Origin of the sequence: Neobacillus sp. SM06 (assembly GCF_050496765.1) — a bacterium.
Taxonomy (GTDB): domain Bacteria; phylum Bacillota; class Bacilli; order Bacillales; family Cytobacillaceae; genus JAEVLT01.
In genome coordinates this window covers 358,466-385,374 of record NZ_JBNWEO010000013.1, presented here as the reverse complement: position 1 = coordinate 385,374, position 26,909 = coordinate 358,466, and the positions used below count along the sequence as shown (strand labels likewise).

Sequence of the window (26,909 nt, the reverse complement as noted above, 5' to 3'; positions counted from 1 at the left end):
TTGTCAGAACCAAACAAAAAAGGATCGGGCGATTTTTGCCCGGTTTTCTTTAGCTAATCAGAATTTATATGGATAAATTCTGAACGGACGATGGACAGGACGTCCTAGTCAGGCGAGTGCCACAGGATGTGGCAGGTATACGAGCGTGGTAGATTCAACTACGCCTCTGTCTTCGTCCAAAGGACTCATCAGTCGGCGAGTTTTCATTTATATGGCAAAAACAATTTGTGTCTAATCGGGTAAGTCACTACACATAAATAAGTGATTTTCCTGATAAAACTGCGGCTTTCCCCTGATACCTCTTAGTTCTGCTTGCGTTTACACTTAAACCGAGAAGATGAAGGAGGAAAGAAAAAAATTTGAAGTTACTGAATCCTCCTATTGAAAGGAGATTTCTATGAAAACCAGATCGTCAAAATGGATGAGCAAACTCCGTTTTTTCAAGCCACTGGAAAATTATTCGGATGGCTGGAGCCAACTTTCAGCCGGTAACAGAGAATGGGAAAAAGTTTATCGTGACCGCTGGCAGCATGACAAAGTGGTTCGAACAACACATGGCGTTAACTGTACCGGTTCCTGTAGTTGGAAGGTTTTTGTAAAGGATGGAATCATCACCTGGGAAAACCAGCAGACCGACTACCCAAGCTGTGGTCCGGATATGCCAGAATTTGAACCACGAGGATGCCCCCGTGGCGCCAGCTTTTCATGGTATGTTTACAGTCCATTGCGCGTGAAATATCCGTATGTCCGCGGCAGTCTTTTAAAACGATACCGCGAAGCATTAGCCAAAGAAAACGATCCTGTTCAAGCATGGGGAAGGATTGTCGAGAATCCTGATCACTTGATGCAATACAAATCTGCCAGAGGAAAAGGCGGATTTATTCGAACATCATGGGAAGAAGTGAACGAAATCATTTCCGCTTCGCTTCATTATACGTTAAAAAAATACGGGCCGGACCGGATTGCCGGATTTACGCCTATACCTGCTATGTCCATGGTGAGCTATGCCGCTGGCGCCAGATTTTTATCCATGCTTGGCGCTCCAATGCTAAGTTTCTATGATTGGTATGCCGATTTGCCGCCAGCTTCCCCGCAAATATGGGGCGAACAAACCGATGTTCCTGAAAGCAGTGACTGGTACAATGCTGGCTATATTATGATGTGGGGTTCCAACGTGCCGATGACAAGAACGCCTGACGCCCACTTTATGACAGAAGTGCGTTACAAAGGGACGAAAATCGTTACTGTTAGTCCTGATTATGCAGAAAACGTAAAATTCGCCGATGATTGGCTCGCGATTCAGCCAGGTGAAGATGCAGCCCTGGCTCAGGCCATGACACATGTTATTTTAAAAGAATTTTATGTTGACAACCAAACAGTGTATTTCTATCAATATGCGCAAAAGTATACCGACCTTCCCTATTTAATTAAGTTAAAAACAAATGGCGACGCATATGCCGCAGACCGTTTTTTAACAGCAAATGATTTAGGTTTGCCTTTAACAAAAGCTGAATGGAAAACAACGGTCATTGACCATCAAACAAAAAAGATTATCGTTCCGAACGGAAGCATCGGGCACCGCTGGGGAAACAAGGGCAATTGGAATCTTCTTTCACAAGATGAAGAAGGAAATCCATATGAAGCGGAATTGACTGTACTTGGCCAGGAAGATGACAAGGTACAAGTTGATTTTCCTTATTTTGATAAACAGGGGACCCAAATTGTTTCGCGAAAAGTACCGGTGAAAAAAGTAACATTGGCATCTGGTGAACAAATCTGTGTGACAACGGTTTTTGATCTGATGCTTGCGCACTACGGGATAGACCGGCCGGGACTCCAAGATGGAAAGCCGGCAAATTATGATGACGATCAACCCTATACACCCGCGTGGCAGGAAAAGTTTACCGGAATCGACCGCAAACAAGTGATAAAGATTGCGAGGGAATTTGCGCAAAACGCGGTTGATACAAAAGGGCAATCGATGATCATTATGGGTGCAGGAATCAATCATTGGTTTAACGGCGATACCATTTACCGCAGCATTCTCAATCTTGTTTTATTAACAGGTTCACAAGGAGTGAATGGAGGGGGATGGGCTCACTACGTTGGCCAGGAGAAAGTGCGCGTCCCTGAAGGCTGGGGAACGATTGCTTTTAGCCGCGATTGGTCCATGCCGCCGAGATTGCAAAACGCAACGTCATTCTATTATTTTGCCACCGATCAATGGCGGTATGAAGAAATTTCGATGAATGATCTTGCCTCGCCGCTTGTGAAAAAAGCAAGGTATCAGCACTCGGCAGATTACAACGTTCTAGCAGCCCGGTTAGGTTGGCTTCCATCCTATCCGCAATTTAACCGCAATTCGTTAGAACTGTATGAACAGGCAAAACAACAAGGCGCTACAACAGCTGAAGCAGCAATTCAATATGTCGTAGACGAATTAAAAACAGGAAAAATGGAATTTGCGATAGAAGATCCGGATAATCCTGTGAACTTTCCGCGGAATTTATTCGTTTGGCGTTCAAATTTAATTTCAAGTTCAGGAAAAGGGCATGAATACTTTTTAAAACATCTTCTCGGCACAGCCAATGGCTTATTAGGAAAAGAAAACGATCAAATGAAGCCGGAAGAAATAAAATGGCGGGAAAAAGCGGCAGAAGGAAAGCTGGATCTTCTTGTCAGTGTTGACTTTCGGATGGCGGGCAATGCACTCTATTCGGATATTGTTTTGCCGGCGGCCACTTGGTATGAAAAACATGATATTTCAAGTACTGACATGCATCCGTTTGTGCATCCATTCAATCCGGCAATCAACCCGCCTTGGGAAGCAAAAACGGATTGGGAAACATTTAAAGGAATTGCCAAAGCATTTTCAGCTATGGCAGAAAAACAGTTTCCTTCACCTGTTCAAGATCTCGTTTCCATCCCGCTTCAGCACGATTCACCGGATGAGATCGCCCAGCCATTCGGCCAAGTGCGTGACTGGAAAAAGGGGGAAGCCGAACCGATACCTGGCGTGACAATGCCAAGGTTTGCGTTCGTGGAACGCGACTATACAAAAGTATATGAAAAATTCATTGCCCTCGGGCCATTAGCAGAAACGAAACCGATTGGCGCCCACGGAATCGCATTTTCTGTTCAGGAACAATATGAGCAGTTGAAAAGAATGAATGGAACGATTGAGCAAAAAGGGATTTCCCATGGACTGCCAAGTATTGAGACAGCCCGTTTCGCCGCTGAGGCCATGATGTGTTTATCGAGTGCCACAAACGGCAAAGTGGCGCTGAAAGCCTGGAAAGATGCCGAAGAAAAAACAGGTCTTTCATTGAAGGATATTGCTGAGGATCGGGCGGCTGAACAGCATACGTTCCGCGATATAACCGTGCAGCCGCGTGAAGTGATTCCAACGCCTATCTTTACGGGGTCAAATAAAGACCGCCGCCGCTATTCGCCTTTTACAACGAATATTGAGCGAATGGTCCCGTTCCGTACCTTAACAGGGAGACAGCATTTTTATCTCGATCATGAAATTGTGCTGGAATACGGAGAAAGTTTCCCTATTTACAAACCGACCCTTCCGGAAATGGTTTTTGCAAAGCGGGACAATATTCCTGGCCATCAAGAAAAAGAGGTCCAACTCCGTTATTTAACACCGCACGGAAAATGGAATATGCACAGCACCTATCAGGATAACTTGATGATGCTCACTTTGTTCCGCGGCGGCCCGCATGTATGGATCAGTGATCAAGATGCTGAGCTAGCCGGGATTAAAGATAATGACTGGGTAGAAGTGTTTAATCGCAACGGCGTTGTTGCTGCTCGGGCTGTTACAAGCCACAAAATGCCGAAAGGAACACTCTATATGTACCATGCGCAGGACAAACATATTAATACACCAGGCACTGCCATCACCGGAGAACGCGGAGGAACACATAATAGCCCGACAAAAATCCATGTAAAACCAACGCAAATTATTGGCGGGTACGCCCAGCTTAGCTATGGGTTTAATTATTACGGTCCAATTGGGAATCAGCGGGATCTTTACGTAACTGTACGCAAGATGAAGGAGGTGTCTTGGCTTGAAGATTAAAGCGCAAATCGCAATGGTAATGAATCTGGATAAATGCATCGGTTGTCATACATGCAGTGTGACGTGTAAAAATACATGGACAAATCGTCCGGGTGCCGAATATATCTGGTTCAATAATGTAGAAACAAAACCAGGTGTCGGTTACCCGATTCAATGGGAGGATCAGGAGAAATATAAGGGCGGCTGGATGCTCAAAAACAATGAGCTGGAATTAAAGTCAGGAAGTAAAGTAAACAAACTTGCTTTAGGGAAAATTTTCTACAATCCAGATCTGCCAACAATGGATGAATATTATGAACCGTGGACATACAATTACGAAAAATTAACGAGTAGTCCGGAATCAAAACACCAGCCGGTTGCCCGCCCAAAATCGCTTGTGACTGGTGAAACGATGGAACTTGAATGGGGGCCAAACTGGGAAGATGATCTGGCAGGTGCACATGTGACCGGACCAAAAGATCCAAATGTACAAAAACTGGAAGAATCAATAAAATTTGAGTTTGAGCAAGCATTTATGATGTATATGCCAAGAATGTGTGAACATTGTTTAAACCCAAGCTGTGTTGCCTCTTGCCCGTCCGGCGCTATTTATAAACGGGATGAGGATGGAATTGTGTTAGTCGATCAAGAACAATGCCGCGGCTGGCGGTACTGTATGACGGGATGTCCATATAAGAAAGTTTATTTTAATTGGGAAACGCAAAAAGCGGAAAAATGCACTTTTTGTTTTCCGCGAATCGAAGCCGGTCTGCCAACTGTTTGTGCAGAAACATGTACTGGTCGGCTGCGCTATATCGGCGTTCTGCTTTATGATGCCGATCGGGTGAAAGAAGTTGCTTCCGTTTCAAGTGAACAGGAGCTGTATCAACAACAATTAAGCCTATTTCTTGATCCAAATGATCCAAAAGTGGCTGAGCAAGCAAAAAGAGATGGCATTTCGGAGGATTGGCTCGATGCTGCCCGGAAATCGCCCATTTACAAACTGGCCATTCAATATCAGATTGCCTTGCCACTTCATCCGGAATACCGAACCTTACCAATGGTTTGGTATGTACCGCCGTTAAGCCCGTTTACTCAATTGTTTGAAGGTAAGGATCTAAACGGATCCCTTGAATCAATGTTTCCAGCAATCAGCCAAATGAGAATCCCGATCGATTATTTGGCAAGCATGCTAAGTGCCGGCGATTCAGACGTAATAAAGGACGTTCTTCAAAAGATGGTCGTCATGCGCCATTATATGAGAGCAAAAAAACTGGGTGAGACCCCGAGCAGTGTCCTGCTTGAAAAAGTTGGCATGAATGCTCATCTCATTGAGGAAATGTACCGCTTGCTGGCAATTGCAAAATACGAAGATCGCTTTGTTATACCTACGGCACATAAAGAAAATTTTGCAAATCTTTATCAGGAACAAGGCTCAACAGGTTATGAATTCGATTGTAATACATGCGAGGTAGGTGGTTATGATGGAACGAACGGACAATTTCATTTTCTCAAACAATGAAATTGAGGTGCGAAATTCTTTCCGTATGATTTCCTATTTGCTGCAATACCCTGAAAAATGCTGGCTGCAATGGAGAGAATTAGTAGATGAAGCCAATCAATTCACAGATTCTAATATAAAGGAACCATTGCTTTCCTTCTTAGGTGAAATTGGTGAAATCTCACTGGATGATCTAACCGAACAGTATGTTAATTTGTTTGACTTTAATCCAAAGTGCCCGCTCAACCTCACCTATTTAAAAGCAGGTGAACGGCGGGAACGGGGGCAGATTCTTGTTGAGTTAAAAGAATTATACAGAGAAAATGGGTTTTTAATGACAGATGAAGAGCTGCCTGATTTTTTCCCGCTTGTGCTAGAGTTTGTTTCGGCTGCCCCGCTAAAAACCGGGGCAAACTTGCTTGATAGTTTCAGAGACTCGATCCAGGAGCTGAAGGATGAATTGGAACAAAGGAAAAGCCCTTATGGCTATTTGGCCTCGGCGTGTTTATCGGGCATGGATGCTATCGAAAAAATCATTTTATTAAGGGAAGGTGATTGAAAATGAATCAATTTCTATGGGTTATTTTCCCTTATTTAATGATCACGATTTTTATCGGCGGACATATTTATTCCTACTCTGTAAATCAATTAAAATGGACAGCAAAATCAAGTGAGTTTTTTGAAAAAAATCAGTTAAAATGGGGCAGCATGCTGTTTCATATCGGGATCTTGCTTGTTTTCTTAGGGCATGTGGCAGGATTGCTGATCCCAAAAGCATTTCTGGAAAATGCGGGGATAACTGAAACAGTCTATCACGTCGGAGCGGTTTACGGAGGGGGATTTGCGGGTCTGTTGACGCTCGTGGGGATCATTATTTTATTGAGCCGCCGTCATACAAATGCGCGGATTCGGCTGACAAGTGATGTTAGCGACATGGTTACAATCTGGCTTATTTTTTTGATTATCATTGTCGGACTTTACAATACGTTAATTCGCAATCAGGTATATCCGACGTTTGATTATCGGGAGACAATCAGTCCATGGGTGAGAGGATTGCTTACCTTTACGCCTAATCCTGAGCAAATGAAAGAGGTACCATTTGGTTTTCAGCTCCATCTATTGCTGTCCTTTCTTCTAATCGGGATTTGGCCATTTACACGTTTAGTTCATGTGTGGAGCGCCCCGCTTAGTTATTTTAAACGGAGTTACATTCTTTATCGGAGAAACAGGGAGTTTTAATCAGCTATGAGGACTAGAGAGGTAACAGGATGCCAATTTAAATCTAGTCCTCTGTGATTTTTTTCGAACTCCCTAAATGGGCAACTCATTATGGGTTGGATGTTTGACCTTATGGATAGGGAGTTGGACAAAATGATTGTTCAAAAATACTCTGAAACCGTTTCTTTTCAATTAAATGAGCTGCTGAAGTCTTCTGGGCGGACTATTTTCGCAGAAAAAGGAACCTTCTTATTTTCTGAAGGGCAACCCGCGAAAGAAATGTATATTATTCGAAATGGAAAGATTATGATTTCGAAAGTGAATTCGGATGGAAAAGAACTCGGATTGCGTCTTTGTCAAACAAATGATATGGTTGGCGAGTTAACGTTATTTACGGAAAATCCAACCTATTTTTTCAATGCAAAAGTGCTTGAAAATACGGAAGTTGCTGCAATTGATATTGAAACGCTTGAACAGGAACTTTTTCAAAATAGCAAACTGGCGATGGAATATTTAAAATGGATGAACGATCATTTTCGCAGAACGATTACGAAATTTCGCGATCTTGTGCTTCTTGGGAAAAAGGGGGCTCTTTATTCCACCCTGATCCGTTTGTGCAATAGCTATGGAATTTTACAAGAAGACGGAATTTTTATTCATCTTCAACTATCAAGCCAGGAATTAGCGAATTTATGTGGGATAGCGAGAGAAACGGTTTCGAGAATGCTGACGGATTTAAGAGATCTGGGGATTATTTCAGTTAAACGAAAAATGATTACCGTCCATCATGTACAGTATTTGAAAAACGAGATTCACTGCGAAAACTGCCCTGTTGAGTTTTGTAATATCAAATGACAATGTAACAAGTTTTTCAAAACTGAATCCTCAGCACATTGCTGAGGATTCAGTTTTGCTGTTCGCTCGCTTTTGACAACGAAGGCAACTTATAGGAATGATTAAAAGCAGCCTGGATACATTCCTGTTGAGATGGCTATTCTGTTCCAGCAATTGATCGTATTAATGGCCATAATTAAATCAACATATTCTTTTTCTGAAAAGAATGTACGAACTTTCTCGTATAACTCTTGAGGTACACCGTTTTTTGCAATCAAGGTAACAGTCTCGGTTAATTCCAGAACAGCCTTTTCCTTTTCTGTAAAAATATCATTTGCTTCACGCCAAACACTTATTAAATTCACACGTTGGCTTGTTTCTCCCATTTTCAGCAAATCGGTGGTGTGCATATCAACGCAAAAAGCACAGCCGTTTATTTGTGAAGCACGAATTTTAATCAGTTCATAGATTTTTTTGTCAAGCCCGCTTTTGTTTATAAACCCTTCCAATTTAATGAGTGTTTCGTAGCTTTCCGGATTTTCTGAACGGTAATTGAACCGTAATGACATGTTAGAGCCCCTCCTTCATTTTTCATGAATTCCAAATTCCGTGATGCCGATTACCTTTATGAAAAAGATAATATCTACATATTTATTTTATACCTATTTTTAAGCCGAGCATAGTAAATAGGATGTTTACTAGAAAAATTATCAAAGCTTCAAAACGATTGCTTTTTTGGTTCGATTATTTTACTTTTAAATGTATTTTATTCCAAATCAAGGAAAATATATGGTTAGGATTCCCTGAAAAGGTAAACAGGAATTCGAAACCATATTGAACGGAGGAAAGTTTCGTGCATTACAAAAGATTATGGATTAGTTTGGCAATTGTCTTTATTGCATCATTCGCCGTGCTTGGCTATTATGGCGGACGTCTTCTTTATACTGAACCTCCTATCCCGTATCAAGTTGTTTCCTCTGATGGGACGGTTATCTATACAAAACAAGATATTCAGCAGGGACAAAATGTCTGGCAATCAATTGGCGGGCAAGAATTGGGAAGTGTGTGGGGGCATGGTGCTTATGTCGCGCCAGACTGGACAGCTGACTGGCTCCACCGCGAATCCATGTGGATGTTAGACAGCTGGGCCAAGCAGGAATTTGGTCAAAACTACTCTGCAGTAAATGATGAAAACCAGGCTGCTCTTCGTGCCAGGCTGAAAAAAGAAATTCGAAAAAATACTTACGATAAAGAAACAGGAAAAATTACGCTTTCCCCGTTAAGGGCAAGCGCGATTGCGAATGTTAGCAGGCATTATGCTTCTTTATTTACAGATGATCCTAAGTTTGACAAATTACGCAACGATTACGCCATGCCGAAAAACGTGATCAAAGATCCTGACCGCCTTCGCTCGTTTATTAGTTTTCTTTGGTGGGCAACGTGGGCAACCGAAACAAATCGCCCCGGCGATCAGGTGACCTATACAAACAACTGGCCGAATGAAGATTTAATTGGCAACCGGCCAACAGGTGAAATGGTTGTTTGGTCTGTGGTCAGTTTTGTCCTGCTGTTGGCTGGAATAGGCGGCTTGGCATGGTATTACGCTGCTCAAAAACATCATGAAGCGGAGGAATCATTTCCAGATAAGGATCCATTACTTGCGCTTGATCCTACGCCATCGATGAAGGCTACCCAAAAATACTTTTGGGTCGTTGCTGCCCTCTGGCTTGTGCAAGTTTTACTCGGAGCTATAACGGGGCATTATCAAGTTGAAGGGAGCGGATTTTATGGAATTCCGCTAGATAAATGGATTCCGTATTCGTTAACAAGGTCATGGCATACGCAGTTAGGCATTTTATGGATTGCTACCGCCTGGCTGGCAACAGGCCTGTTCATGGCACCTGCCGTTTCAGGTTACGAACCGAAGTTTCAGCGCTTCGGCGTCAATTTCCTATTTGTCTGTTTATTGATCATTGTAGTGGGAGCAATGGTCGGACAGTGGTTTGCCGTCCAGCAAAAGCTTGGTAATGTTGCAAACTTTTGGTTTGGGCATCAGGGATATGAATACACAGATACCGGACGTTTTTGGCAGCTCTTTTTAACAATTGGTTTGTTTTTATGGCTGTTTTTAATGGTTCGTGCCATTTGGCCTGCTTTTAAAAATTTAAAAGAAAGCCGGCATTTGCTTGCATTGTTTATAATCGCATCTACAGCCATACCTGTTTTTTATATTCCGGCATTGCTGTGGGGGCAGCACAGTAATTTGGCCATTGCGGAATATTGGCGCTGGTGGGTTGTCCACCTCTGGGTAGAAGGATTCTTTGAAGTGTTTGCAACAGTCGTCATGGCCTTTCTTTTTACAAGAATGGGGTTGCTGGGGCTTAGGACTGCTACCACCTCGGTGCTATTCTCCACCATTATCTTCCTGTTCGGCGGGATTATCGGGACGTTCCATCACCTGTACTTTAGCGGAACACCTACAGGGGTGATCGCATATGGTGCAGCCTTTAGCGCACTAGAAGTCGTTCCACTTGTATTAATTGGTTTTGAAGCATATGAAAACGTAACACGAAGCCGCGCCCGTCAATGGGTGGCTGCTTACAAGTGGCCAATCTATTTCTTTATTGGTGTTGCTTTTTGGAATCTAGTCGGTGCCGGGTTATTTGGCTTTTTTATCAATCCGCCAATCGCCTTGTATTATATGCAGGGGCTTAATACGACGCCTGTCCACGGACACACAGCATTGTTTGGCGTTTATGGTATGCTTGGCATCGGTCTAATGCTCTTTTGTTTACGCGGTTTGACGGTAAAAAGAGGATGGAAAACCGGTGCGCTGACATTTGCCTTCTGGGCTATTAATATTGGCCTGATTTTAATGGTATTGATTAGTCTTCTGCCAATCGGCTTGATGCAAACATGGGCAAGTGTGCAGCATGGCATGTGGTATGCCCGTTCAGCAGAGTTTATGGCGCGGCCGATTGTCCACTTATTTGTTTGGCTTAGGATCATTGGCGATACGATTTTTGCCCTTGGAGCGCTCGCCCTTGCATGGTTTATCCTTGGTCTCAAAACAGGCTGGTCTTTAACAAATGACCGGCTTGAATATGATAAAGACAATAGCAAAAAAGTTTAAAAACGGCCTGCCTGCTTTTCCATTAAGAGGAGCAGGCAGCCTCAATAAATGTGAAAGTTGGATTCTTTAACTTCTTCCTTCCTTTCAGATTCCATTGTATAATGCAGGGGAAGGGAGAAGGGATATGACGGAGACACGCAAAGATCGACTAAACCGCGTAAACAGCACACGGCAAAAAAGGGCGAGAAAACGGTTATTTTACCAATTGTTGCTCTTATTTCTAGCGACTTTTTTATTGATGTATTTTCTTAAGCAACAGGACACCACCAAGACGAAAACGAATGCCGGTAAATTGGAACATCATTTTTCAGAAAAAAAGGCGCCTTTAAAGAAGCCATTGTCTCCCGAAGTGAAAGACGTTTTGAATGACCCAGCCATTGACGAGTACTTGAAAAGTTTGCATTTTAACGGTGCTGCGTTAGTGGTGATGGATAATAAAATTTTAATCAATAAAGGATATGGATTTGCCAATATGGAAAACAAACAGCCAAATAATTCTTCGACTGTTTTTTATATTGGGTCGATTACAAAAGTGTTTATTTCGACGTCTGTGATGCAGCTGCAGGCACAGGGAAAGTTACATATCAACGATCCGCTCGCAAAATATATTCCCGATTTTCCGAATGGAGATAAAATTTTGCTCTATCATTTGTTAACCCATACATCGGGGATTCCCGAGCATGCAGAAACGGGACAGAAAATTTCCCATGATGATTTGATCAAGAAAATTGCACGCGGAGCATTGAAATTTCAGCCTGGGACACAGTGGAATTACAGCGACTCCAATTATGCCATTCTTGCGTTTATTGTTGAAAAAATTTCAGGAGAACCGCTTGATACGTATGTAAAACAGCATATTTTTGACCCGGCAGGTATGAAACATACAGGCTTTGGAGAGACATATGCCGACCAACCTTATGCTTCCAAAGGCTACAAGGAGAAGGACGAACAATACATTTCGCCCACACTTCCGGATATGTCTCAGCTGTTTGGCAGCGGTGATGTTTATACGACCCCCTATGATCTCTATTTATTTGACAAAGCCCTCTATTCGGGAAAATTTTTATCAGGGGACAGTTTAAAGCAATTTTTCACTCCATTTAAAAGCAATTACGCGCTGGGTTTATACAGCGACCCCGGAAGCTATTCCGACCATGGCGTCCTGCCCGGATGGAATGCACTGAACAGCTTTAGCAAAAACGGAAAAAAATTCATCGTTCTGCTGTCAAATGTCCAAAATGGCGTCGCCTCACTAGGAGCCGTCAATAACCAGATTTATTTGATGTTGAGGAGATGACAAATAAAGCATCCATCAACACCATGTTTTGCAAGTATGAATAGAAAAAAGCAGGCTGTAAATTTTTCACAGTCTGCTTTTTTCGCTTTACGCTGTGACCGGATTCAACATTACGGACACAAGCCGATCCATACCGAGTTTGATTTTTTCTGGTGTCGAGTGGCTAAAGTTCAAGCGGAAGGTGTTAAGCCCTTCGTTTTCACCTACAAAAAATGGCGCACCCGGCACGAAGGCAACCCCGCTTGCGACAGCCGTGTTTAACAGAGTGGCTGTATTCAGATTGCCTGCGGCCTCTACCCAAATGAACATACCGCCTTTTGGTTCTTTCCAATTAAAGATGCCAGGCTCCAATTTCGTTAAAGAATCGCGCATGATCAGCATTCGGCTGCGATATTGCTCTCTTAAGACTTGGATGTGCCTGTCAAGCGGAAAGTCCCTTAGTAAATAGTATAGTGCCTGCTGATCGATGGAACTGGAATGCAGATCAGCCATCTGCTTTGCTTGCGCCATCATTCGCACCACTTCAGCCGGACCCGTTACCCAGCCTGTTCTTAGTGCCGGGGCGACCGATTTTGAAAACGTACTCGTGTACATGACATGGGTTAGCTGCTTATCCAGCGAAGCAATTGGTTGATAAACTTCGTCTTCCTGAAATTTAATATCTCCATATGGATCGTCTTCCAGAATTAAAATATTATAGCGATCGCATAATTCCAAAGCGGCTTTGCGACGTTCCAAGCTCCATACCTTCCCATCCGGATTCGAGAAAGTTGGGATAACATACACAAATTTAGGGTGATGTATTTTTATTTTTTCTTCAAGATCAAGCGGATCCATTCCGTCTTGATCACCATTTACGGCAATAATTTCAGCACCGTTGAAGCGGAACACTTGCAATGCCGAGAGGTAGGTGGGGTTTTCTGTTAATACAACATCTCCCGGCGAGAGCATTACCCTTGAAAATAAGTCAATGGTCTGTTGCGAGCCGGTTGTAAGCAGAATGCGGCCAGGATCCGACTCGATCCCTTTTTGCGCCATTCTTGCCTGAATGGCTTCTCGAAGCGGGATAAATCCTTCCGTTAACCCGTATTGCAAACACGATCTTCCGGATGCAAAAACTTTTTCGTACGCTGCATTGATCGCATCAAGCGGAAAATTTTCCTCCGACGGAAGGCCACCTGCAAAAGAAATAACATTTCCTTGCTGAATGACATTTAAAATATCCCTGACTGCCGATGACTTTAAATTATGGGTTTGCTCTGCAAATAAATACTCCATTTTATACCCTTCCTTATGATTGTTCTTACTCCATCTTAAAAGGAGCTAGTGGAAAATAAATGCACTCGAATAACAAGTAGTATAGCACAAAATGAAAAAGAAAAAACAATAATTTCTGAATATTAATAAATTTTAATCTTTACCGATCCAGTTTCAACTTTTTCCAGAAAAAAGTACTGGATCAACTCGTTGATTTCGAGAAGGCAATTAATGCGTTAACCGCAAAACAATAAATGCAAAGGATGGGTGTTTTTACTAGGCCGGAATGAGCCCCCAGACAAACAAATAATAGAATCCAAATGCAAGGACAATCAATAGTAAGGAGAACGACAAGGTTAAAATGAGAAATTTCGAGAAGACAAAAGATTGCCTGTTAATGTCGATGCTTTTTTTAAAATAGCTGACTGTGGTAGAAATAAGGGTCACGATGCCAACAATAATCGAAGCAAGGCCACCGATTTGCGCCAGCAAATCACTCAAGCCAATTTTTGCGGAAAGGCTGGAAAAGTGAAGATTGGTTATTAAAAATCCGACGCCAATGATCGTAATGCATGTGCGAATCCATGCTAGATATGTGCGTTCGTTCGCCAAATGCTGCTGAATATACCGTGAATCGACTGTTTGCTGCTTGTTTTCTTCCATCTTCATCCTCCGCTCTGGCAGTTCTAAAATGACACTCCCCTTTATCGTTACCATTTTGCAAAACAGGGTAAACTATTTGCAAAGCAAATGAGGAGGAAAATAATGCAAAAATTATTAACCATTGTTCAGCAAAATGATACACACGGTGTTCTTACGGAACATCCAGAATTATTTTGGGGAGGGAATGGGCCGTTTATTCGAAACGTCGGCGGATTTGCGAAAATGGCTCAGTTCGTAAAAGAACTCCGCTCCAAGAATGAAAATGTCCTTTTTGTCGATGGCGGTGACTTATTTCATGGGACAGCACCACTTGTTTTTTCCAAAGGAGAGGCGATTCTTCCATTGCTGGAAAAAATGAGTCTTGATGCGGTTGTTCCCGGAAATTGGGATTTTGCCTATGGAAAAGAACAGCTCTTAACGCTGACGGAAAAGCTGCCATTTTCCACATTGGCCTGCAATGTTTTGGACCAGCAAACAAAAAAGCCGATTTTTGCTCCGTACGAAATAAAAGAAATCGGGGAGGTGAAAGCTGGGTTGATAGGCTTAACCTATCCATATGTCAATGTCACAATGCCAGCATCTTTTTCAACCGGATTGGTTTTTAATAAAGGAATCAATCAGTTGCCAAACATTATTCAACAGCTGAAAGCAGAATCGGTTGATGTCATTATTTTGATCAGCCATATGGGTTTGCCGCTTGATGTAAAACTCGCTTCATTGGTCAGTGGAATTGATGTTATTTTGAGCGGACATAGTCATGATAGGGTCATGAAGCCCATTGTGGAGAATCAAACCGTTATCGTACAGGCTGGGTCAAGCAGCTCATTTGTTGGCAGGCTTGATATCGGACTGGAAAACAGCCATATCGCAGCAATGAATTACCAGTTGGTTCCGCTTGAGTCGGAAGATTATCAGGGGGATGGGGAGATTTCTTCTTTGACTGCCAGCATTCTTGCGCCCTATGAAAGCATGCAAGAAAACAGAATCGGAGCGACAAAAACATTGCTGCACCGTGGGACTTTAAACGAAGCTCCGATGGACAAGCTGATTACGGAGGCATATTTGCATCAATACGAGGCGGATCTTGCTTTTTCCCATGGATGGCGGTACGGTACGCCGATTCCGCCCGGGCCGGTTACGGAATATGACCTGTTTCAAATCATACCGGCCAATCCGGAGATTTTTCTCGTCGAACTATCCGGCGAACAGTTGATTAAAGCACTCGAAACCAATTTGGAACAGGTTTTTTCTGCCGATCCATTTGAGCAAAAAGGGGGCTATATTTTGCGTTCAAGCGGAATGTCTATGACGTTTAAGCCGTATAATCCAAAAGGTCATCGAATTCAGACATTATCGATCAACGGTCGGGAGTTTAAACGAGAGGATCGCTACAAAATTGTATCGGCGGGAGAACAAATTTTAAAAAAATTTGAAAATGCAAAAACGTATCAGAATACGAAAGCGATTGACGTTCTTAAGGAATTTTTCCGCATGAAAAACACCATCGAATTGGATTTAGTGCCAAAAATCAGTAGTGTCTAGCAGTTTTTAATAAAAAATTAACATTTCTTTGGCATAATCGAAGTGGAAGGAGGGAGAATGATGAAGTTTAAACTGAGTGAAACGGGTGCATTTCAAACAGAATTTGAATTTGGCCAGCTGAGCATTTCCGGAAATTCCGATATTGGCTTTAAGCCGGTGCAGTTGATTGTTTCGGCAATCGCCGGATGTAGCGGAGGTGTTTTTAAAAAAATATTGGAGAAAAAAAGAATTGCCTATAACGGAATTGAAATCACAGCCGAAGTAGAAAGAAATCCGGACGAAGCAAACCGGATCACAAAGATTTCGTTCCACTATGTAGTCGATGGGGAAAATCTGCAGCTTGAGCAGCTTCAAAAGTCGCTGGACGTTGCATTTAAAAACTGCGCAATGGCCCAATCCGTCAAAGGCGCAATTGAAATCAGTGAAACTGTATCAATCAAAGATCAAGACTAATAACAGGTGCCCGCTTTTCGAAGACGGGTTCCTGTTTTTTTGATACAAATAAAAATAATTGTGAAATCATCTGGTTTGCTGCTAAACATGTTATCGAGATTCCTTTCCTGCCAGTATGTTATAATGATTCAAAAAAGCTAGGACTGGGGGAAAGCCAATGATTCAATCGGTCGACAGGGCACTTCGAATCATCACGTATGTAAGCCAGAAAAAGGATGGAATGGGGGTAACCGAACTTGCCTCTCTTTTGGATCTAAATAAAAGTTCGATTTTTAAACTATTAAGTACCCTTGCCGCTCATGACTTTATTGAGCAGGATCAGGAAACCAAAAAGTACAAATTAGGCTATAAATACTTGGAATTAAGCTCTATGCTGCTTGAATCTCTTGATTTGCGAACACAAGCAAAACCCTATTTAAAGGAACTGGAATCTGCGACAAACGAAGTGATTCATCTTGTCGTTTACGACCAGGGAGAAGTGGTTTACATTGAAAAGTTGGAAGGAACCGAAACCTTAAGAACCCATTCGAGGGTCGGAAAAAGAGCTTCCATGCACTGCACGAGTGTCGGAAAAGTGATTTTGGCGCATTTACCGGGGGACGAAGCGGCGGAGATTATTGCGAAAAAAGGGTTGGAAAAACATACAGAAAAAACAATCACTGATCCAACCATTTTCGTTAAAGAACTGCAAAAAATACGGAAACAAGGCTACGGCGTTGAAATGGAAGAAAATGAAGAGGGAATTACCTGCATTGCTGTGCCAATTTTTGATCATAAAGGCGATATCACCGCTGCTGTTAGTATTTCAGGACCATCTACAAGGATGACAGAAAAACGGCTGGAGGAATTAATGCCGTTGATTAAGAAAACAGGTAAAACGATCTCAAAGCGGCTCGGGTATCAGCCCAATCGGACGAGTTAGAGAATTTGGGGTCAAAAAGGGGGAAATTAAGTGTATAATCAAATTGAAATTTTCTGAAAAAAATGTTATTTTGGAGATAAACCAAGTCATTTTCCTGTGGGAAATTTATTTTTTGCAAAATAGGCGAAACTCGGTTTCTTATAATGAAACGTATGCTTACTTTTTAAACAAAAAAGGAGACTGGCAAATTTAATTCCTCAGAGGGGAGGAATTGGGTTTTAATTTTTCTAAAAACTTCAAATAGTCGAATTTCGCGGGATTTTTTTAAAATTGTCAAATAGGGGTGTCTATATGATTGTTGCCGATTTAATGACGGGATTGCAAACGGTAATTCCGAAAGAGCAAATGGAAGATGGGAAAAGCAATTTTTCATCACTGGGGAACAATGGGCACATCATCGTCTATCCAAAAACAGAACAGGAAATCAGCGATCTACTGAAGTATGCTAATGACAATGGAAAAACGATTACGATTGCAGGTGCCGGAACGAAGAGGGGATTCGGTGGGGTAGTAGAATCCGCGGACATTCTGTTGTCATTAAAGTACTATACCGGTATTATCGAACATTCTGTGGGCGATATGATTGTTACAGTGAAAGCCGGAACAAAATTTAACGAACTTCAGGACACTCTCTTACTGCATCACCAGAAAATTCCCTTGGACCCTGCCTGGGCATCCGAAGCGACGATCGGCGGGATTGTGGCGGCAAATGACAGCGGTCCGAAACGGCTTGGATATGGGTCTGCAAGGGATTTGGTCATCGGCATGCGCATTGTGTATCCGGATGGCACAATCATCCGCACTGGCGGCAAAACAGTAAAAAACGTCGCAGGGTATGATATGAACAAATTATTTATTGGTGCAATGGGAACTCTTGGTGTCATATCTGAGATTACCCTTAAACTTCGTCCTCAGCCTAAGTTTGAGAGCCTTATTTTGCTGGCTTTTCCCAATGGAAAATTGGATAAGATCCGCGACTTTGCTGTGAAACTATTGGATTCAGCAATGGAGCCGGTTTCACTTGAAGCAATCGGTCCATCTTTGGCGGAAAAATTGACTGGAAATGCCAACTATATAGTAGCCATCAGCTTTGAAGATGTCGAAAGTTCGGTTCGTTACCAAGAAGAATTTGTCCGAAAAAATTTGCCGGATGGAGCTGAAATGGTTGTTTTTGAACAGGATGAAGCGGCTGCTTTCTGGCAAAGGTTCACGGAAATTTCTCCAAACGGCTTGCGGGTAAAAAATGAAAACGCTACCGAAGCATCGCTGAAAATTGGGGTGAAAAACCTGGATGTTTTGAACGTAATCAAACAAAGCACTCTCCTCCAAGATCCTCACCAGCTTAAAATTGAAGCGCACGGCGGACTCGGCCATGGAATTGTTCATATAAACCTAATTGGCGCCAGTCAAGATGTAATAAAGGCCACATCCCTTATTCGAACATTTGTCGCCAGTCTAGGCGGCTATACCATTATTAAGCATTTACCTTTTGTTTTTCGAAAGGAAATCAGTGTTTGGGGTGAGAAACCTCCTTACTTTTTCTTATTGGAAGGAATTAAAGCAAAAGTTGATCCAAATCGCACTCTGAATACAAAACGTTTTGTTGGAGGGATTTAGACGATGAGCCTTAGAGAAATCGATGTGAACGAAGGTCCTGCATGCACGGAGGGCGGGCTGGGCAATTATTTGTGGAGCGACCCGCCAAAGGAGAGCAAATGGGCGGATTGTGTGCATTGCGGCATGTGTTTGGAATCCTGCCCTACCTATGAACAACTTGGCCAGGAGCAGCATTCGCCAAGGGGACGGGTGCATTTGATCAAGTCGGTTGCCGAAGGAAAATTGGAAGTAAATGAATTTTTCAAGGATCCGGTCTTTACGTGCCTTGATTGCCGTGCTTGTACAACCGCTTGTCCGGCAAATGTTGACGTTGGCGGATTGATTGAGGAAGCGCGCGGGCAGGTTCTTCAAGCCATGCCGCTGACCGGGGCGAAAAAAATCGTCAGCAAGCTGTTTTTAGAAGGGCTGTTCCCGCATCCGAACCGTTTAAATTCAGTAGGGAGCCTGCTAAAATTTTACCAAAAAAGCGGCCTGCAAAAAGTTGTCCGAAAAACAGGGCTGATCCATGTCATGCCAGATCATTTGGTTGAGATGGAAGCGATCATGCCGGAAGTTAAAACGCCAATGCGGAAAAAATACAAAAATATCAAGCTCATAAAAGCGAAGAACGAGAGCAAGCGTGAAGTGGCGATGCTGACGGGCTGCATTATGGATGTGATGTTCAGCGATATTAATGAATCGACAATCAATGTTCTTACCAGAAATGGGAACGATGTCACGATTCCAAAAAATCAAACATGCTGCGGGGCATTGCACGTCCATGCTGGAGATCGCGAAATGGGAAGAAAGCTTGCCAAACAAAACATTGAAGCGTTTAAAGATGCTGAAACAGTGATTGTCAATGCGGCTGGTTGCGGCTGTATGTTAAAGGAATACCCCGAATTATTCCATAATGATCCGGAATGGAAAGCAAAGGCGGAGGAATTCTCGGCAAAGGTCGAAGATATTTCCAAATTCCTTTATGACACAGGCTATGAAAAGCCAAAAGCAGAGATTAAAACGAGGATTACGTACCATGATGCCTGCCATCTGGCTCACGGACAAGGAATTCGCGAAGAACCGCGTGACCTGTTACTAAACATTCCGGGTGTGGAAATGGTGCATATGCCAAACTCTGACCGGTGCTGCGGAAGTGCGGGAATCTACAATATTACCAATCCGGAAATGGCTAGTGCGGTACTGGAAAGCAAGATGACAAATGTTCCGGATGACGTTGAAATGATCTCCATGGGCAATCCGGGCTGCATGCTGCAAATGGCGATGGGCGTTCAAAAATATGGCAGAAACCAAAAAATTGTTCATACCGTGCAATTATTAGACTGGGCCTATAAAAAAGAAGAGGAACAGGAGGGCCGGAAATGATCGATCAACCGATTCAATCCAAAGATCCGCATATTTTAAATCTTGCCAAGTTGCTAAAAGGCCCGCGCTCAATCTTGTATAAAAAAGAAGATTTGCTTTCCTATGATTGCGATGGTTTTACGATTCACAAAGCGTTGCCGAAAGCGGTTGTTTTTCCGCGCAATACCGAAGAAGTGGCGGCTGTAGTGAAATATTGCCACAACAACCAACTGCCGTTTTTGGCACGGGGGGCCGGCACGGGTTTAAGTGGTGGGGCAATCCCGCTTAACGGAGAGGTAATCATCAGTTTAGTCCGCATGAAAAAACTGCTGCATGTGGATACGGAGAATCGAAGAGCGGTTGTTGAACCGGGCTTTGTCAATTTGAAATTGACAAACTCGATTGCTGATCGGGGTTATTACTATGCTCCGGATCCATCAAGTCAATATGCCTGTACTATTGGCGGCAATGTCGCGGAAAATGCCGGCGGTGCCCACTGTTTAAAATACGGTGTTACAACGAACCATATTTTAGGTCTGGAAATTGTGCTACCAAATGGAGAAATCATTGAGATTGGTGAAAACGGTATTCCTGACTCTCCCGGATATGATTTGCTTGGATTGTTGACAGGGTCGGAAGGAACACTTGGAATCGTTACGAAAATCACAGTGCGAATATTAAAAAATCCCGAAGGCAAAAAAACGGTGTTAGCGTATTTTGATAAAGTTGAAGACGGCAGCCAGGCAGTATCAGATATCATTTCTGCAGGGATGGTTCCGGCGGCATTGGAAATGATGGATAAGATTGCGATTGAGGGTGTTGAACAAGCCGGTTTTCCCGTCGGTCATCCTCTTGACATTGAGGCCCTGCTATTAATTGAAGTCGACGGAATTGCCGCCGGGATTGATGACCAGATTGAAGCAATTGTAAATGTTTGTAAAAAGCGAAATGTCCGTGAAGTGAAGGTCGCAAAGGACGAACAAGAACGAGCCAGATGGTGGGCAAACCGGAAAACAGGATTTGCCGCAATGGGTGCCATTTCTCCGGATTATTTGGTTCAAGATGGTGTTATTCCGCGAAGCAAGCTTCCAGAAGTGTTGGAGCGGATTGATAAAATTAGCAGAGAAGTCGATTTGCGCATCGCCAATATTTTTCATGCTGGGGACGGAAATCTTCATCCGCTTGTTTTGTTTGATGCGCGCAAGCCTGGAGAAATCGAACGGGCACTAAAAGCCGGGAGTGAATGCCTCCGCGTTTGTGCAGATGTCGGCGGTTCGATTACGGGCGAGCATGGCGTGGGCATCGAGAAGCGGGAAGAGATGCGATTTGTGTTTAATGATGACGAAATTTTGGCCCAAACGGCCATTCGTGATGTATTTAATCCAAACAATCTATTAAATGCGGGCAAGCTTTTTCCAACGCCGGGACGCTGTGCCGAGGTAAAAATGGAATTGAAACAGGCAAAATAAGAGATATGAATGAATCGGGCATACAAGAAATGCCCGGTTTTTTGTTCTACTATCAGAATTTATATCTTAACTTCTCTCTTGAACAGTAAAAGGAAAATACTGGTCGGCATAGACGTTTATCGCCATAAGATAGTAATAAAAATGGGGAATTCTAGGTAATCGGGTGATGATTCGTTTATGGACCCTGCTGAGTGCCCGTTTCACCTATTTTTTAGAGCAAACCGGGCATTACTGGCTTTTCTAATGCCCGATTCCCCTATTTTTTAGAGCAAACCGGGCATTACTGGCTTTTCTAATGCCCGATTCCCCTATTTTTTAGAGCAAACCGGGCATTACTGGTTTTTCTAATGCCCGATTCCCCTATTTTTTAGAGCAAACCGGGCATTACTGGCTTTCCTAATGCCCGTTTCACCTATTTTTTAGAGCAAACCGGGCACTACAGGCTTTCCTAATGCCCAATTCTCTTATTTTTTAGAGCAAACCGGGCACTACTAGATTTTCTAATGCCTAATTCTCCTATTTTTTGCTAGTTTGTTGCAAGGTCTAAATAAAATGATGTCCTGAAGCATTATTTAAAACTTTTGTCATTCGTGCTACATTGAATAGAGTGAATTGTGTTTTTGAAGGAGGGTTAGAGCATGGCTAAACGGATTTTAGTTGTTGAAGACGAAGCCCAAATCGCTAGGGTGTTACAAATGGAATTAGAATTTGAAGGATATGAAGTGCATGTTGAGGACAATGGGAAATCAGGGTTGGAGTCCGCATTGAAAGCAGGAGTCGATTTGCTTCTCCTTGATGTAATGCTGCCTGAACTTAGCGGAATAGAAGTGCTGAGGCGGTTGCGGAAAGTCAATGAACGATTGCCGGTGATTTTATTAACAGCAAGGAATTCGACATTCGATAAGGTAAATGGACTTGATCAGGGGGCAAATGATTATATTACAAAGCCTTTTGAGATTGAGGAATTACTTGCGCGTGTCCGGGCTAGTCTTAGACAAGCTTCTGCAGGAAAAGACGTTGCGGAAACAACCTCAAAAATTTCGATCGCGGATTTAAGTGTAGATCTGGATACGAGAGAAGTGAAGCGCGCAGGAAACATAATTGCATTGACTCCGAAGGAATATGATTTATTGCTTTACCTGCTTTTGAATAAAAACAAAGTCGTTCCTCGGGATAACATTCTCCTTAATGTCTGGGGGTATGAATACGAGGGAGAAACAAATGTCCTTGATGTTTATGTCCGACATCTTCGGAAAAAAGTCGACGAAGGATTTCCGGTTCAACTCATCCATACTGTCCGCGGAATTGGTTTTACATTAAAGGAGAACTAAATGAAGATCTCAACCAAAATTAACTTGCTCACAACCGCATGGATGATTGGTATTTTAATTGTTGCCAATATCGTCATCTTTGTTTCATTCATGAAATTTACTGTTAGTATGGAAGAAATCGTTTTAGTCCAGCGGGCTAAAGACATAATTGATGAGTTGAATACATATGGTACCCAATCAAATACCCGTGATATTTTAAAGGATAACTTAACCTCCCATACGTTGATTCGAATGATTAGGCCTGATGGCAGTATCGAGGAACAAGTAACAAATGACCGTCATCTAACAGGGCTTAAGGGGAAATTCAGTAAAAAGCCGCAGGTTGAACAGCGAGTGATTCGAATTCGTCAAGGAGAAAAGCAAGTTTTAATTGTCCGCAGGCCGATCATTATCAATAAAAATGTAGTCGGGACAATCGAAATAAGTGAGCGATTGCTTGGGCTTGAACTGCGTAAAGATATGCTTATTTTCATTCTAACAATCACTACGATTCTTGCCGGGTTGCTGGCATTACTTGGGGGCAGATGGCTGGCAAATACCATCATGCGGCCAATTGCAGAGATGATCGGCACGATGGAAAAAATTGAGCGAAGCGGTGTGCCGCAGAAAATTGCTATACCAGCCGATAAAAAGGATGAACTGCAAAAAATGGCAGCAACCTTCAACCGGATGATCGAAAGACTGCAAACCAATATGGAAAAACAAAAGCAGTTTATCTCGGATGCTTCTCATGAGTTAAAAACTCCATTAACCATTATCAAAAGCTATGCAAGCCTATTGAGACGAAGAGGGACCAGCAACAAAGAAATTGCCGACGAGGCAATAACGGCCATTGATTCAGAAGCAAGCAGAATACAAAAAATGACAGATACCCTATTAGCATTAGCCACCTTGGAGAATGAAGTTGTTCTTGAAAAAAATGTGATTGATTTAGCAAAATTAAGTATGGAAATGGTAAGAAATTTTACAAATGTGTACAAACGGGAAATTACGCTTAAGGTAAGCGATCCTCCGGTTATTTTTGAGGCGGACGAAGAAAAAATCAAACAATTATTGATTATTTTTCTTGATAATGCACTAAAGTACAGTGCCAACAAGATCGAGATGGAAGTAGAAAAAAATGAGAACTCGATTCGGATTGTCATTAAAGATTATGGGATCGGGATTCCGGCACACGAACTTGCAAATATTTTCGAACGGTTTTATCGGGTTGACAAGGCAAGAAGCCGCTCGACAGGCGGTACTGGACTAGGCCTTTCGATTGCACAGAGCATTGTGAAATTGCATAAAGGTGAAATCAATGTCACAAGTACAGAAGGAAAGGGTACGACGGTAGAATTGAGGTTCCCTCTATAAGCGAACTAAGATCAGCTTCTGAAACATTAAAATTCTCTGCTGCTTACTATCTGCGAAGAGTAATTTCCTAAAACGAAAATTGAATAAAATCACAAAACTAATTAGAACTTATCGAACCGATTCAAAGTCTTTTAAAATAATGAAACCCAATCCAGGAATGGTGAGGTTTCTTACATTACAATATGAGGAAGGTAGACAATGTCGCATTTTGTTCAGTCGATTTTTGACATGCTATCAAATTTAGGGTATACCGGAATTGCCCTAGCGTTGATGGTCGAAGTGATTCCAAGTGAAATTGTTTTGGCGTACGGAGGGTTTTTAATCTCAAAAGGTGATCTGTCATTTTTCGGAGCGGTTATTGCCGGTACGATTGGCGGGGTAGTTGCCCAGTGGTTTTTGTATTGGATCGGTCGCTATGGCGGCAGACCGGTATTGGATAAATACGGAAAATATTTGCTGATCCGCCCGCACCATATTGATCTTTCGCAGCAATGGTTTAGCCGCTATGGTTCAGGTGTTATTTTTACCGCCCGGTTTATACCTGTTGTTCGGCATGCCATTTCGATTCCGGCCGGGATTGCCCGAATGTCTTTTGCCCGTTTCACCCTGTATACCGTTTTGGCGATTATTCCGTGGTCGATTTTATTTCTTTATTTAGGCTATACGCTTGGAGCAAATTACACGCATATAAACCAGGCGGCTGCACCTTATGTCCGTCCGGCCATTATCCTTGCCATAGCACTAACAGCTATATATGTTTTTATCAAATGGAGGGGAAAGCGCACCGCCGGCAAAGATTGATACTCTTTTTTTCAAAACTGTAGAAATCTGCCTGATTGGCAGGTTTCTTTTTTTCATATAAGAGCAACAGGACTAAATTAAAATTGGGATAAAGCAACTTGAAATTTTTGGGATGGAGGAGAAGGCCTTAGATGATTTTTCTTAGTTTCTCGACTTCTTATTTATCTTTTTTGTAAATGGAACCTAAAAAAGGGCATACTTATCCCGTCATCAGTTTTCGCACTTACAATAACTGGTAGTTACGTTATTAAAAATTTCTATGCGGATAGTTTTGTCCACCCTCGATAGAGCTGTCCAGTTTCTTGAACGGACATATAAGCCAAGACGTGTGAGGTTATGATGCATCGATCTACATGGGCCTCTACTGCTACACGTCCCCGTTTGTGGACTCTACGTAAGCTAAGTCCTTCTTTGGCTTGTGCGTTAACTCGCTCGATGGCCGTTCTTTCCGAAAATTTTGTTTTAAATGATTGAAGATGTTGCGGAAATTCCGGATCTATTTGCGGCGTTTGCGATTGTTGAATCCGAATTGTTCTGCCTGTTTGGGCTCCGCTACAACATTGAATATGGCAGGCTTCCGAACAAGTGAGCCCTTCTTGTTTATACTTTGGATCAAATACGGGACATGTCCAAACGTATTGCTTTTTTGTTTCATCCAGCCCTTTCAATTTTAACTTATGTCCACTAATACAATGTGGAACACCATACTTATCGAGTTTTGCCATTCCACGGGCATCCAGTTCTTGATCCTTGATTTTTCGTGGATTAATCGGAGCCAATAGTTTGGTCTGAAGAATGTTTTTTGCATATTGTTGATTATCTTTACTTTGATAGATTCCATCTGCGCTTACGTATTGCACGTTTTCCAGAAATTTTTCAGGAAGATCTTGCTTTACCTTTTCCAAAGTCGGTTCGAGAGTTATGGCATCACTTTCTCCACCTTTAAAAACACATCTAGATAATGGGAGTTCCGATTTAACACCGCATACAAGCGCTACTTTATGGGCTATGTAAGAAACAGTATTGCTTTTTCTCATAAGTCCAACATTGTCATCCGTAGGGATTTTCGGACAATCGCATGGTTCAGAATGGCCACATTTGCGAACTGCATTTAAAGTGGCTTCGGCTTCGACATGTGTAGTATCGACGGCCAATTGTTCTTCTTTCTCTATAATTCCTTGTTGGATGTTGAAATTCACCATAAGCTGACGAGCCTTTTCCCATAATCCGTTTTCGATCATAATCTGATCAAAACGTTCAAAGGTCCTAAGGCACGGAGTGCTGGTAAAACCGCAAACCATTCGAAAATCAGAGTTCCCCACCACTTGGAAATGAACACTTGTGACCATGACTTCCACATAAAGAAGTGGGGCTAAGAGAAACGATTTTAACAGTACATAAAAGTCAATTCCCTCTCGTCCTCTAGACGATTTTTTTGGCTTCGCACTCACGTCCCTTGGCAAATGTGGAAATAATTCGACTTGAGATTCATCAGAATTCCTTTGATTCCTCTTGTCCCAATTTCGCTGAAACCTTGCATTAATGTACTCTTGTTCAATGGGAGCGAAAACCTCTTCCCAAGGGAAATCAAGCGCCAATTTTACATAAGGAAGGTGGCGCAAAGAGGAGAAGTTGTCTTGCGCAAATGAAAATGAGGGTTGAAGGTAGATTACATTTGAATATGATTTTGGTATAATAGAATCAGTCATAATGAATTCCTTTCGTAATGGTTGTGTTGGTACTTCTATTTTACCAAAGGAGATTCATTATGGCTTTTCTTTTTGTCTAAATAGGCAAAGTTTCTATCTTCCATTAAACCCCTGTAAAAAATTAGGGTAAAAAAATTATAAAACGACCGAATTTGGTCCTATTTCGTCTAAAGTGAGATTTGACAACTCGAAAGGCATTCGTTCCACGCAGTGACCGTGGAAACACTTTTTCAATTAATAATCAAATAAAGTCAATACTATCAAGGGTTCAGGATTTTTGTCCTGTGGCTCATAAGGGAAAAGATTTTGAAATAATATAGCCAAGTAGAAAATAATTTCTGTGCCTTTTTTGCATACGTATGGTATATTTATAAGTAAAAAATTTAGAGAATCTTT

General features: G+C 42.4%; 20 protein-coding genes. 16 read left to right on the top strand and 4 right to left on the bottom strand.

Going from position 1 to position 26,909, the window contains the following annotated elements; genetic code table 11:
- Nucleotides 1-397 precede the first annotated feature (397 nt).
- From ACQYAD_RS06940 to ACQYAD_RS06920, 5 genes are all read left to right on the top strand, one after another.
- Complete coding sequence (locus ACQYAD_RS06940) at nt 398-4,090, top strand: nitrate reductase subunit alpha (protein WP_430236637.1); 3,693 nt, start codon at nt 398-400, stop codon at nt 4,088-4,090.
- A complete protein-coding gene (gene narH, locus ACQYAD_RS06935) occupies nt 4,080-5,591 on the top strand; it encodes a nitrate reductase subunit beta (RefSeq protein ID WP_430236635.1) in 1,512 nt (503 codons plus the stop codon). The genes ACQYAD_RS06940 and narH overlap by 11 nt, the downstream gene beginning before the upstream one ends.
- On the top strand, nt 5,554-6,129 hold the full coding sequence (gene narJ, locus ACQYAD_RS06930; RefSeq protein WP_430236634.1) for a nitrate reductase molybdenum cofactor assembly chaperone: 576 nt from the start codon (nt 5,554-5,556) through the stop codon (nt 6,127-6,129). The genes narH and narJ overlap by 38 nt, the downstream gene beginning before the upstream one ends.
- A gap of 2 nt (nt 6,130-6,131) precedes the next feature.
- A complete protein-coding gene (gene narI, locus ACQYAD_RS06925) occupies nt 6,132-6,809 on the top strand; it encodes a respiratory nitrate reductase subunit gamma (RefSeq protein WP_430236632.1) in 678 nt (225 codons plus the stop codon).
- Between the two features lie 132 nt (nt 6,810-6,941).
- Nucleotides 6,942-7,643, top strand: coding sequence for a Crp/Fnr family transcriptional regulator (locus ACQYAD_RS06920; protein WP_430236631.1), 702 nt, complete (start codon nt 6,942-6,944; stop codon nt 7,641-7,643).
- A 101-nt stretch (nt 7,644-7,744) separates the two neighbouring features.
- Here the strand turns inward: ACQYAD_RS06920 and ACQYAD_RS06915 are convergent, their stop codons facing one another.
- Nucleotides 7,745-8,191 carry a carboxymuconolactone decarboxylase family protein gene (locus ACQYAD_RS06915; protein ID WP_430236629.1) on the bottom strand — a complete coding sequence of 149 codons (447 nt, stop codon included), beginning with the start codon at nt 8,189-8,191 and terminating at the stop codon, nt 7,745-7,747.
- Nucleotides 8,192-8,475: 284 nt separating this feature from the next.
- Between ACQYAD_RS06915 and ACQYAD_RS06910 the strand changes: the two genes are divergently transcribed.
- Together ACQYAD_RS06910 and ACQYAD_RS06905 are read left to right on the top strand one after the other, a co-directional pair.
- On the top strand, nt 8,476-10,755 hold the full coding sequence (locus ACQYAD_RS06910) for a nitric-oxide reductase large subunit (RefSeq protein WP_430236628.1): 2,280 nt from the start codon (nt 8,476-8,478) through the stop codon (nt 10,753-10,755).
- A 124-nt stretch (nt 10,756-10,879) separates the two neighbouring features.
- Nucleotides 10,880-12,052, top strand: coding sequence for a serine hydrolase domain-containing protein (locus ACQYAD_RS06905; RefSeq protein WP_430236627.1), 1,173 nt, complete (start codon nt 10,880-10,882; stop codon nt 12,050-12,052).
- Nucleotides 12,053-12,139: 87 nt separating this feature from the next.
- Here the strand turns inward: ACQYAD_RS06905 and ACQYAD_RS06900 are convergent, their stop codons facing one another.
- Together ACQYAD_RS06900 and ACQYAD_RS06895 are read right to left on the bottom strand one after the other, a co-directional pair.
- Nucleotides 12,140-13,330: a PLP-dependent aminotransferase family protein gene (locus ACQYAD_RS06900; RefSeq protein WP_430236626.1), complete on the bottom strand. Its 1,191-nt coding sequence runs from the start codon at nt 13,328-13,330 to the stop codon at nt 12,140-12,142.
- A 255-nt stretch (nt 13,331-13,585) separates the two neighbouring features.
- On the bottom strand, nt 13,586-13,972 hold the full coding sequence (locus ACQYAD_RS06895) for a YidH family protein (RefSeq protein WP_430236624.1): 387 nt from the start codon (nt 13,970-13,972) through the stop codon (nt 13,586-13,588).
- Between the two features lie 102 nt (nt 13,973-14,074).
- On the opposite strand from ACQYAD_RS06895, the gene ACQYAD_RS06890 reads away from it, so the two are divergent.
- The 9 genes from ACQYAD_RS06890 to ACQYAD_RS06850 all read left to right on the top strand — a co-directional run bounded on the left by ACQYAD_RS06890 (nt 14,075) and on the right by ACQYAD_RS06850 (nt 24,804).
- A complete protein-coding gene (locus ACQYAD_RS06890) occupies nt 14,075-15,514 on the top strand; it encodes a bifunctional metallophosphatase/5'-nucleotidase (protein ID WP_430236623.1) in 1,440 nt (479 codons plus the stop codon).
- A gap of 60 nt (nt 15,515-15,574) precedes the next feature.
- The gene (locus ACQYAD_RS06885) at nt 15,575-15,967 is read left to right on the top strand and encodes an OsmC family protein (RefSeq protein WP_430236622.1); all 393 of its coding nucleotides are present in this window, start codon (nt 15,575-15,577) and stop codon (nt 15,965-15,967) included.
- Nucleotides 15,968-16,124: 157 nt separating this feature from the next.
- A complete protein-coding gene (locus ACQYAD_RS06880) occupies nt 16,125-16,889 on the top strand; it encodes an IclR family transcriptional regulator (RefSeq protein ID WP_430236620.1) in 765 nt (254 codons plus the stop codon).
- Between the two features lie 291 nt (nt 16,890-17,180).
- On the top strand, nt 17,181-18,506 hold the full coding sequence (locus ACQYAD_RS06875; RefSeq protein WP_430236619.1) for an FAD-binding oxidoreductase: 1,326 nt from the start codon (nt 17,181-17,183) through the stop codon (nt 18,504-18,506).
- Between the two features lie 3 nt (nt 18,507-18,509).
- Nucleotides 18,510-19,868: a (Fe-S)-binding protein gene (locus ACQYAD_RS06870; protein WP_430236617.1), complete on the top strand. Its 1,359-nt coding sequence runs from the start codon at nt 18,510-18,512 to the stop codon at nt 19,866-19,868.
- Nucleotides 19,865-21,316, top strand: coding sequence for an FAD-linked oxidase C-terminal domain-containing protein (locus tag ACQYAD_RS06865; RefSeq protein WP_430236616.1), 1,452 nt, complete (start codon nt 19,865-19,867; stop codon nt 21,314-21,316). Before ACQYAD_RS06870 ends, ACQYAD_RS06865 begins: the two co-directional genes overlap by 4 nt.
- Before the next feature lie 638 nt (nt 21,317-21,954).
- Entirely contained in the window at nt 21,955-22,647 is a 693-nt protein-coding gene (locus tag ACQYAD_RS06860; protein WP_430236615.1) for a response regulator transcription factor, read from the top strand.
- Complete coding sequence (locus tag ACQYAD_RS06855; RefSeq protein ID WP_430236613.1) at nt 22,648-24,003, top strand: ATP-binding protein; 1,356 nt, start codon at nt 22,648-22,650, stop codon at nt 24,001-24,003.
- A gap of 198 nt (nt 24,004-24,201) precedes the next feature.
- Complete coding sequence (locus tag ACQYAD_RS06850) at nt 24,202-24,804, top strand: DedA family protein (protein WP_430236611.1); 603 nt, start codon at nt 24,202-24,204, stop codon at nt 24,802-24,804.
- Between the two features lie 257 nt (nt 24,805-25,061).
- On the opposite strand, the gene ACQYAD_RS06845 is transcribed toward ACQYAD_RS06850, so the two are convergent.
- Nucleotides 25,062-26,513 carry a transposase gene (locus ACQYAD_RS06845; protein ID WP_430235218.1) on the bottom strand — a complete coding sequence of 484 codons (1,452 nt, stop codon included), beginning with the start codon at nt 26,511-26,513 and terminating at the stop codon, nt 25,062-25,064.
- Between the last annotated feature and the right edge of the window lie 396 nt (nt 26,514-26,909).

Coding starts and splice junctions, on each gene's coding strand:
- ACQYAD_RS06860 (WP_430236615.1), top strand. CDS start 21,955: ATGGCTAAACGGATTTTAGTTGTTGAAGACGAAGCCCAAATCGCTAGG.
- ACQYAD_RS06940 (WP_430236637.1), top strand. CDS start 398: ATGAAAACCAGATCGTCAAAATGGATGAGCAAACTCCGTTTTTTCAAG.
- narJ (WP_430236634.1), top strand. CDS start 5,554: ATGGAACGAACGGACAATTTCATTTTCTCAAACAATGAAATTGAGGTG.
- ACQYAD_RS06855 (WP_430236613.1), top strand. CDS start 22,648: ATGAAGATCTCAACCAAAATTAACTTGCTCACAACCGCATGGATGATT.
- ACQYAD_RS06875 (WP_430236619.1), top strand. CDS start 17,181: ATGATTGTTGCCGATTTAATGACGGGATTGCAAACGGTAATTCCGAAA.
- ACQYAD_RS06865 (WP_430236616.1), top strand. CDS start 19,865: ATGATCGATCAACCGATTCAATCCAAAGATCCGCATATTTTAAATCTT.
- ACQYAD_RS06895 (WP_430236624.1), bottom strand. CDS start 13,972: ATGGAAGAAAACAAGCAGCAAACAGTCGATTCACGGTATATTCAGCAG.
- ACQYAD_RS06850 (WP_430236611.1), top strand. CDS start 24,202: ATGTCGCATTTTGTTCAGTCGATTTTTGACATGCTATCAAATTTAGGG.
- ACQYAD_RS06870 (WP_430236617.1), top strand. CDS start 18,510: ATGAGCCTTAGAGAAATCGATGTGAACGAAGGTCCTGCATGCACGGAG.
- narI (WP_430236632.1), top strand. CDS start 6,132: ATGAATCAATTTCTATGGGTTATTTTCCCTTATTTAATGATCACGATT.
- ACQYAD_RS06905 (WP_430236627.1), top strand. CDS start 10,880: ATGACGGAGACACGCAAAGATCGACTAAACCGCGTAAACAGCACACGG.
- ACQYAD_RS06845 (WP_430235218.1), bottom strand. CDS start 26,513: ATGACTGATTCTATTATACCAAAATCATATTCAAATGTAATCTACCTT.
- ACQYAD_RS06920 (WP_430236631.1), top strand. CDS start 6,942: ATGATTGTTCAAAAATACTCTGAAACCGTTTCTTTTCAATTAAATGAG.
- ACQYAD_RS06900 (WP_430236626.1), bottom strand. CDS start 13,330: ATGGAGTATTTATTTGCAGAGCAAACCCATAATTTAAAGTCATCGGCA.
- ACQYAD_RS06885 (WP_430236622.1), top strand. CDS start 15,575: ATGAAGTTTAAACTGAGTGAAACGGGTGCATTTCAAACAGAATTTGAA.
- ACQYAD_RS06890 (WP_430236623.1), top strand. CDS start 14,075: ATGCAAAAATTATTAACCATTGTTCAGCAAAATGATACACACGGTGTT.
- ACQYAD_RS06915 (WP_430236629.1), bottom strand. CDS start 8,191: ATGTCATTACGGTTCAATTACCGTTCAGAAAATCCGGAAAGCTACGAA.
- ACQYAD_RS06880 (WP_430236620.1), top strand. CDS start 16,125: ATGATTCAATCGGTCGACAGGGCACTTCGAATCATCACGTATGTAAGC.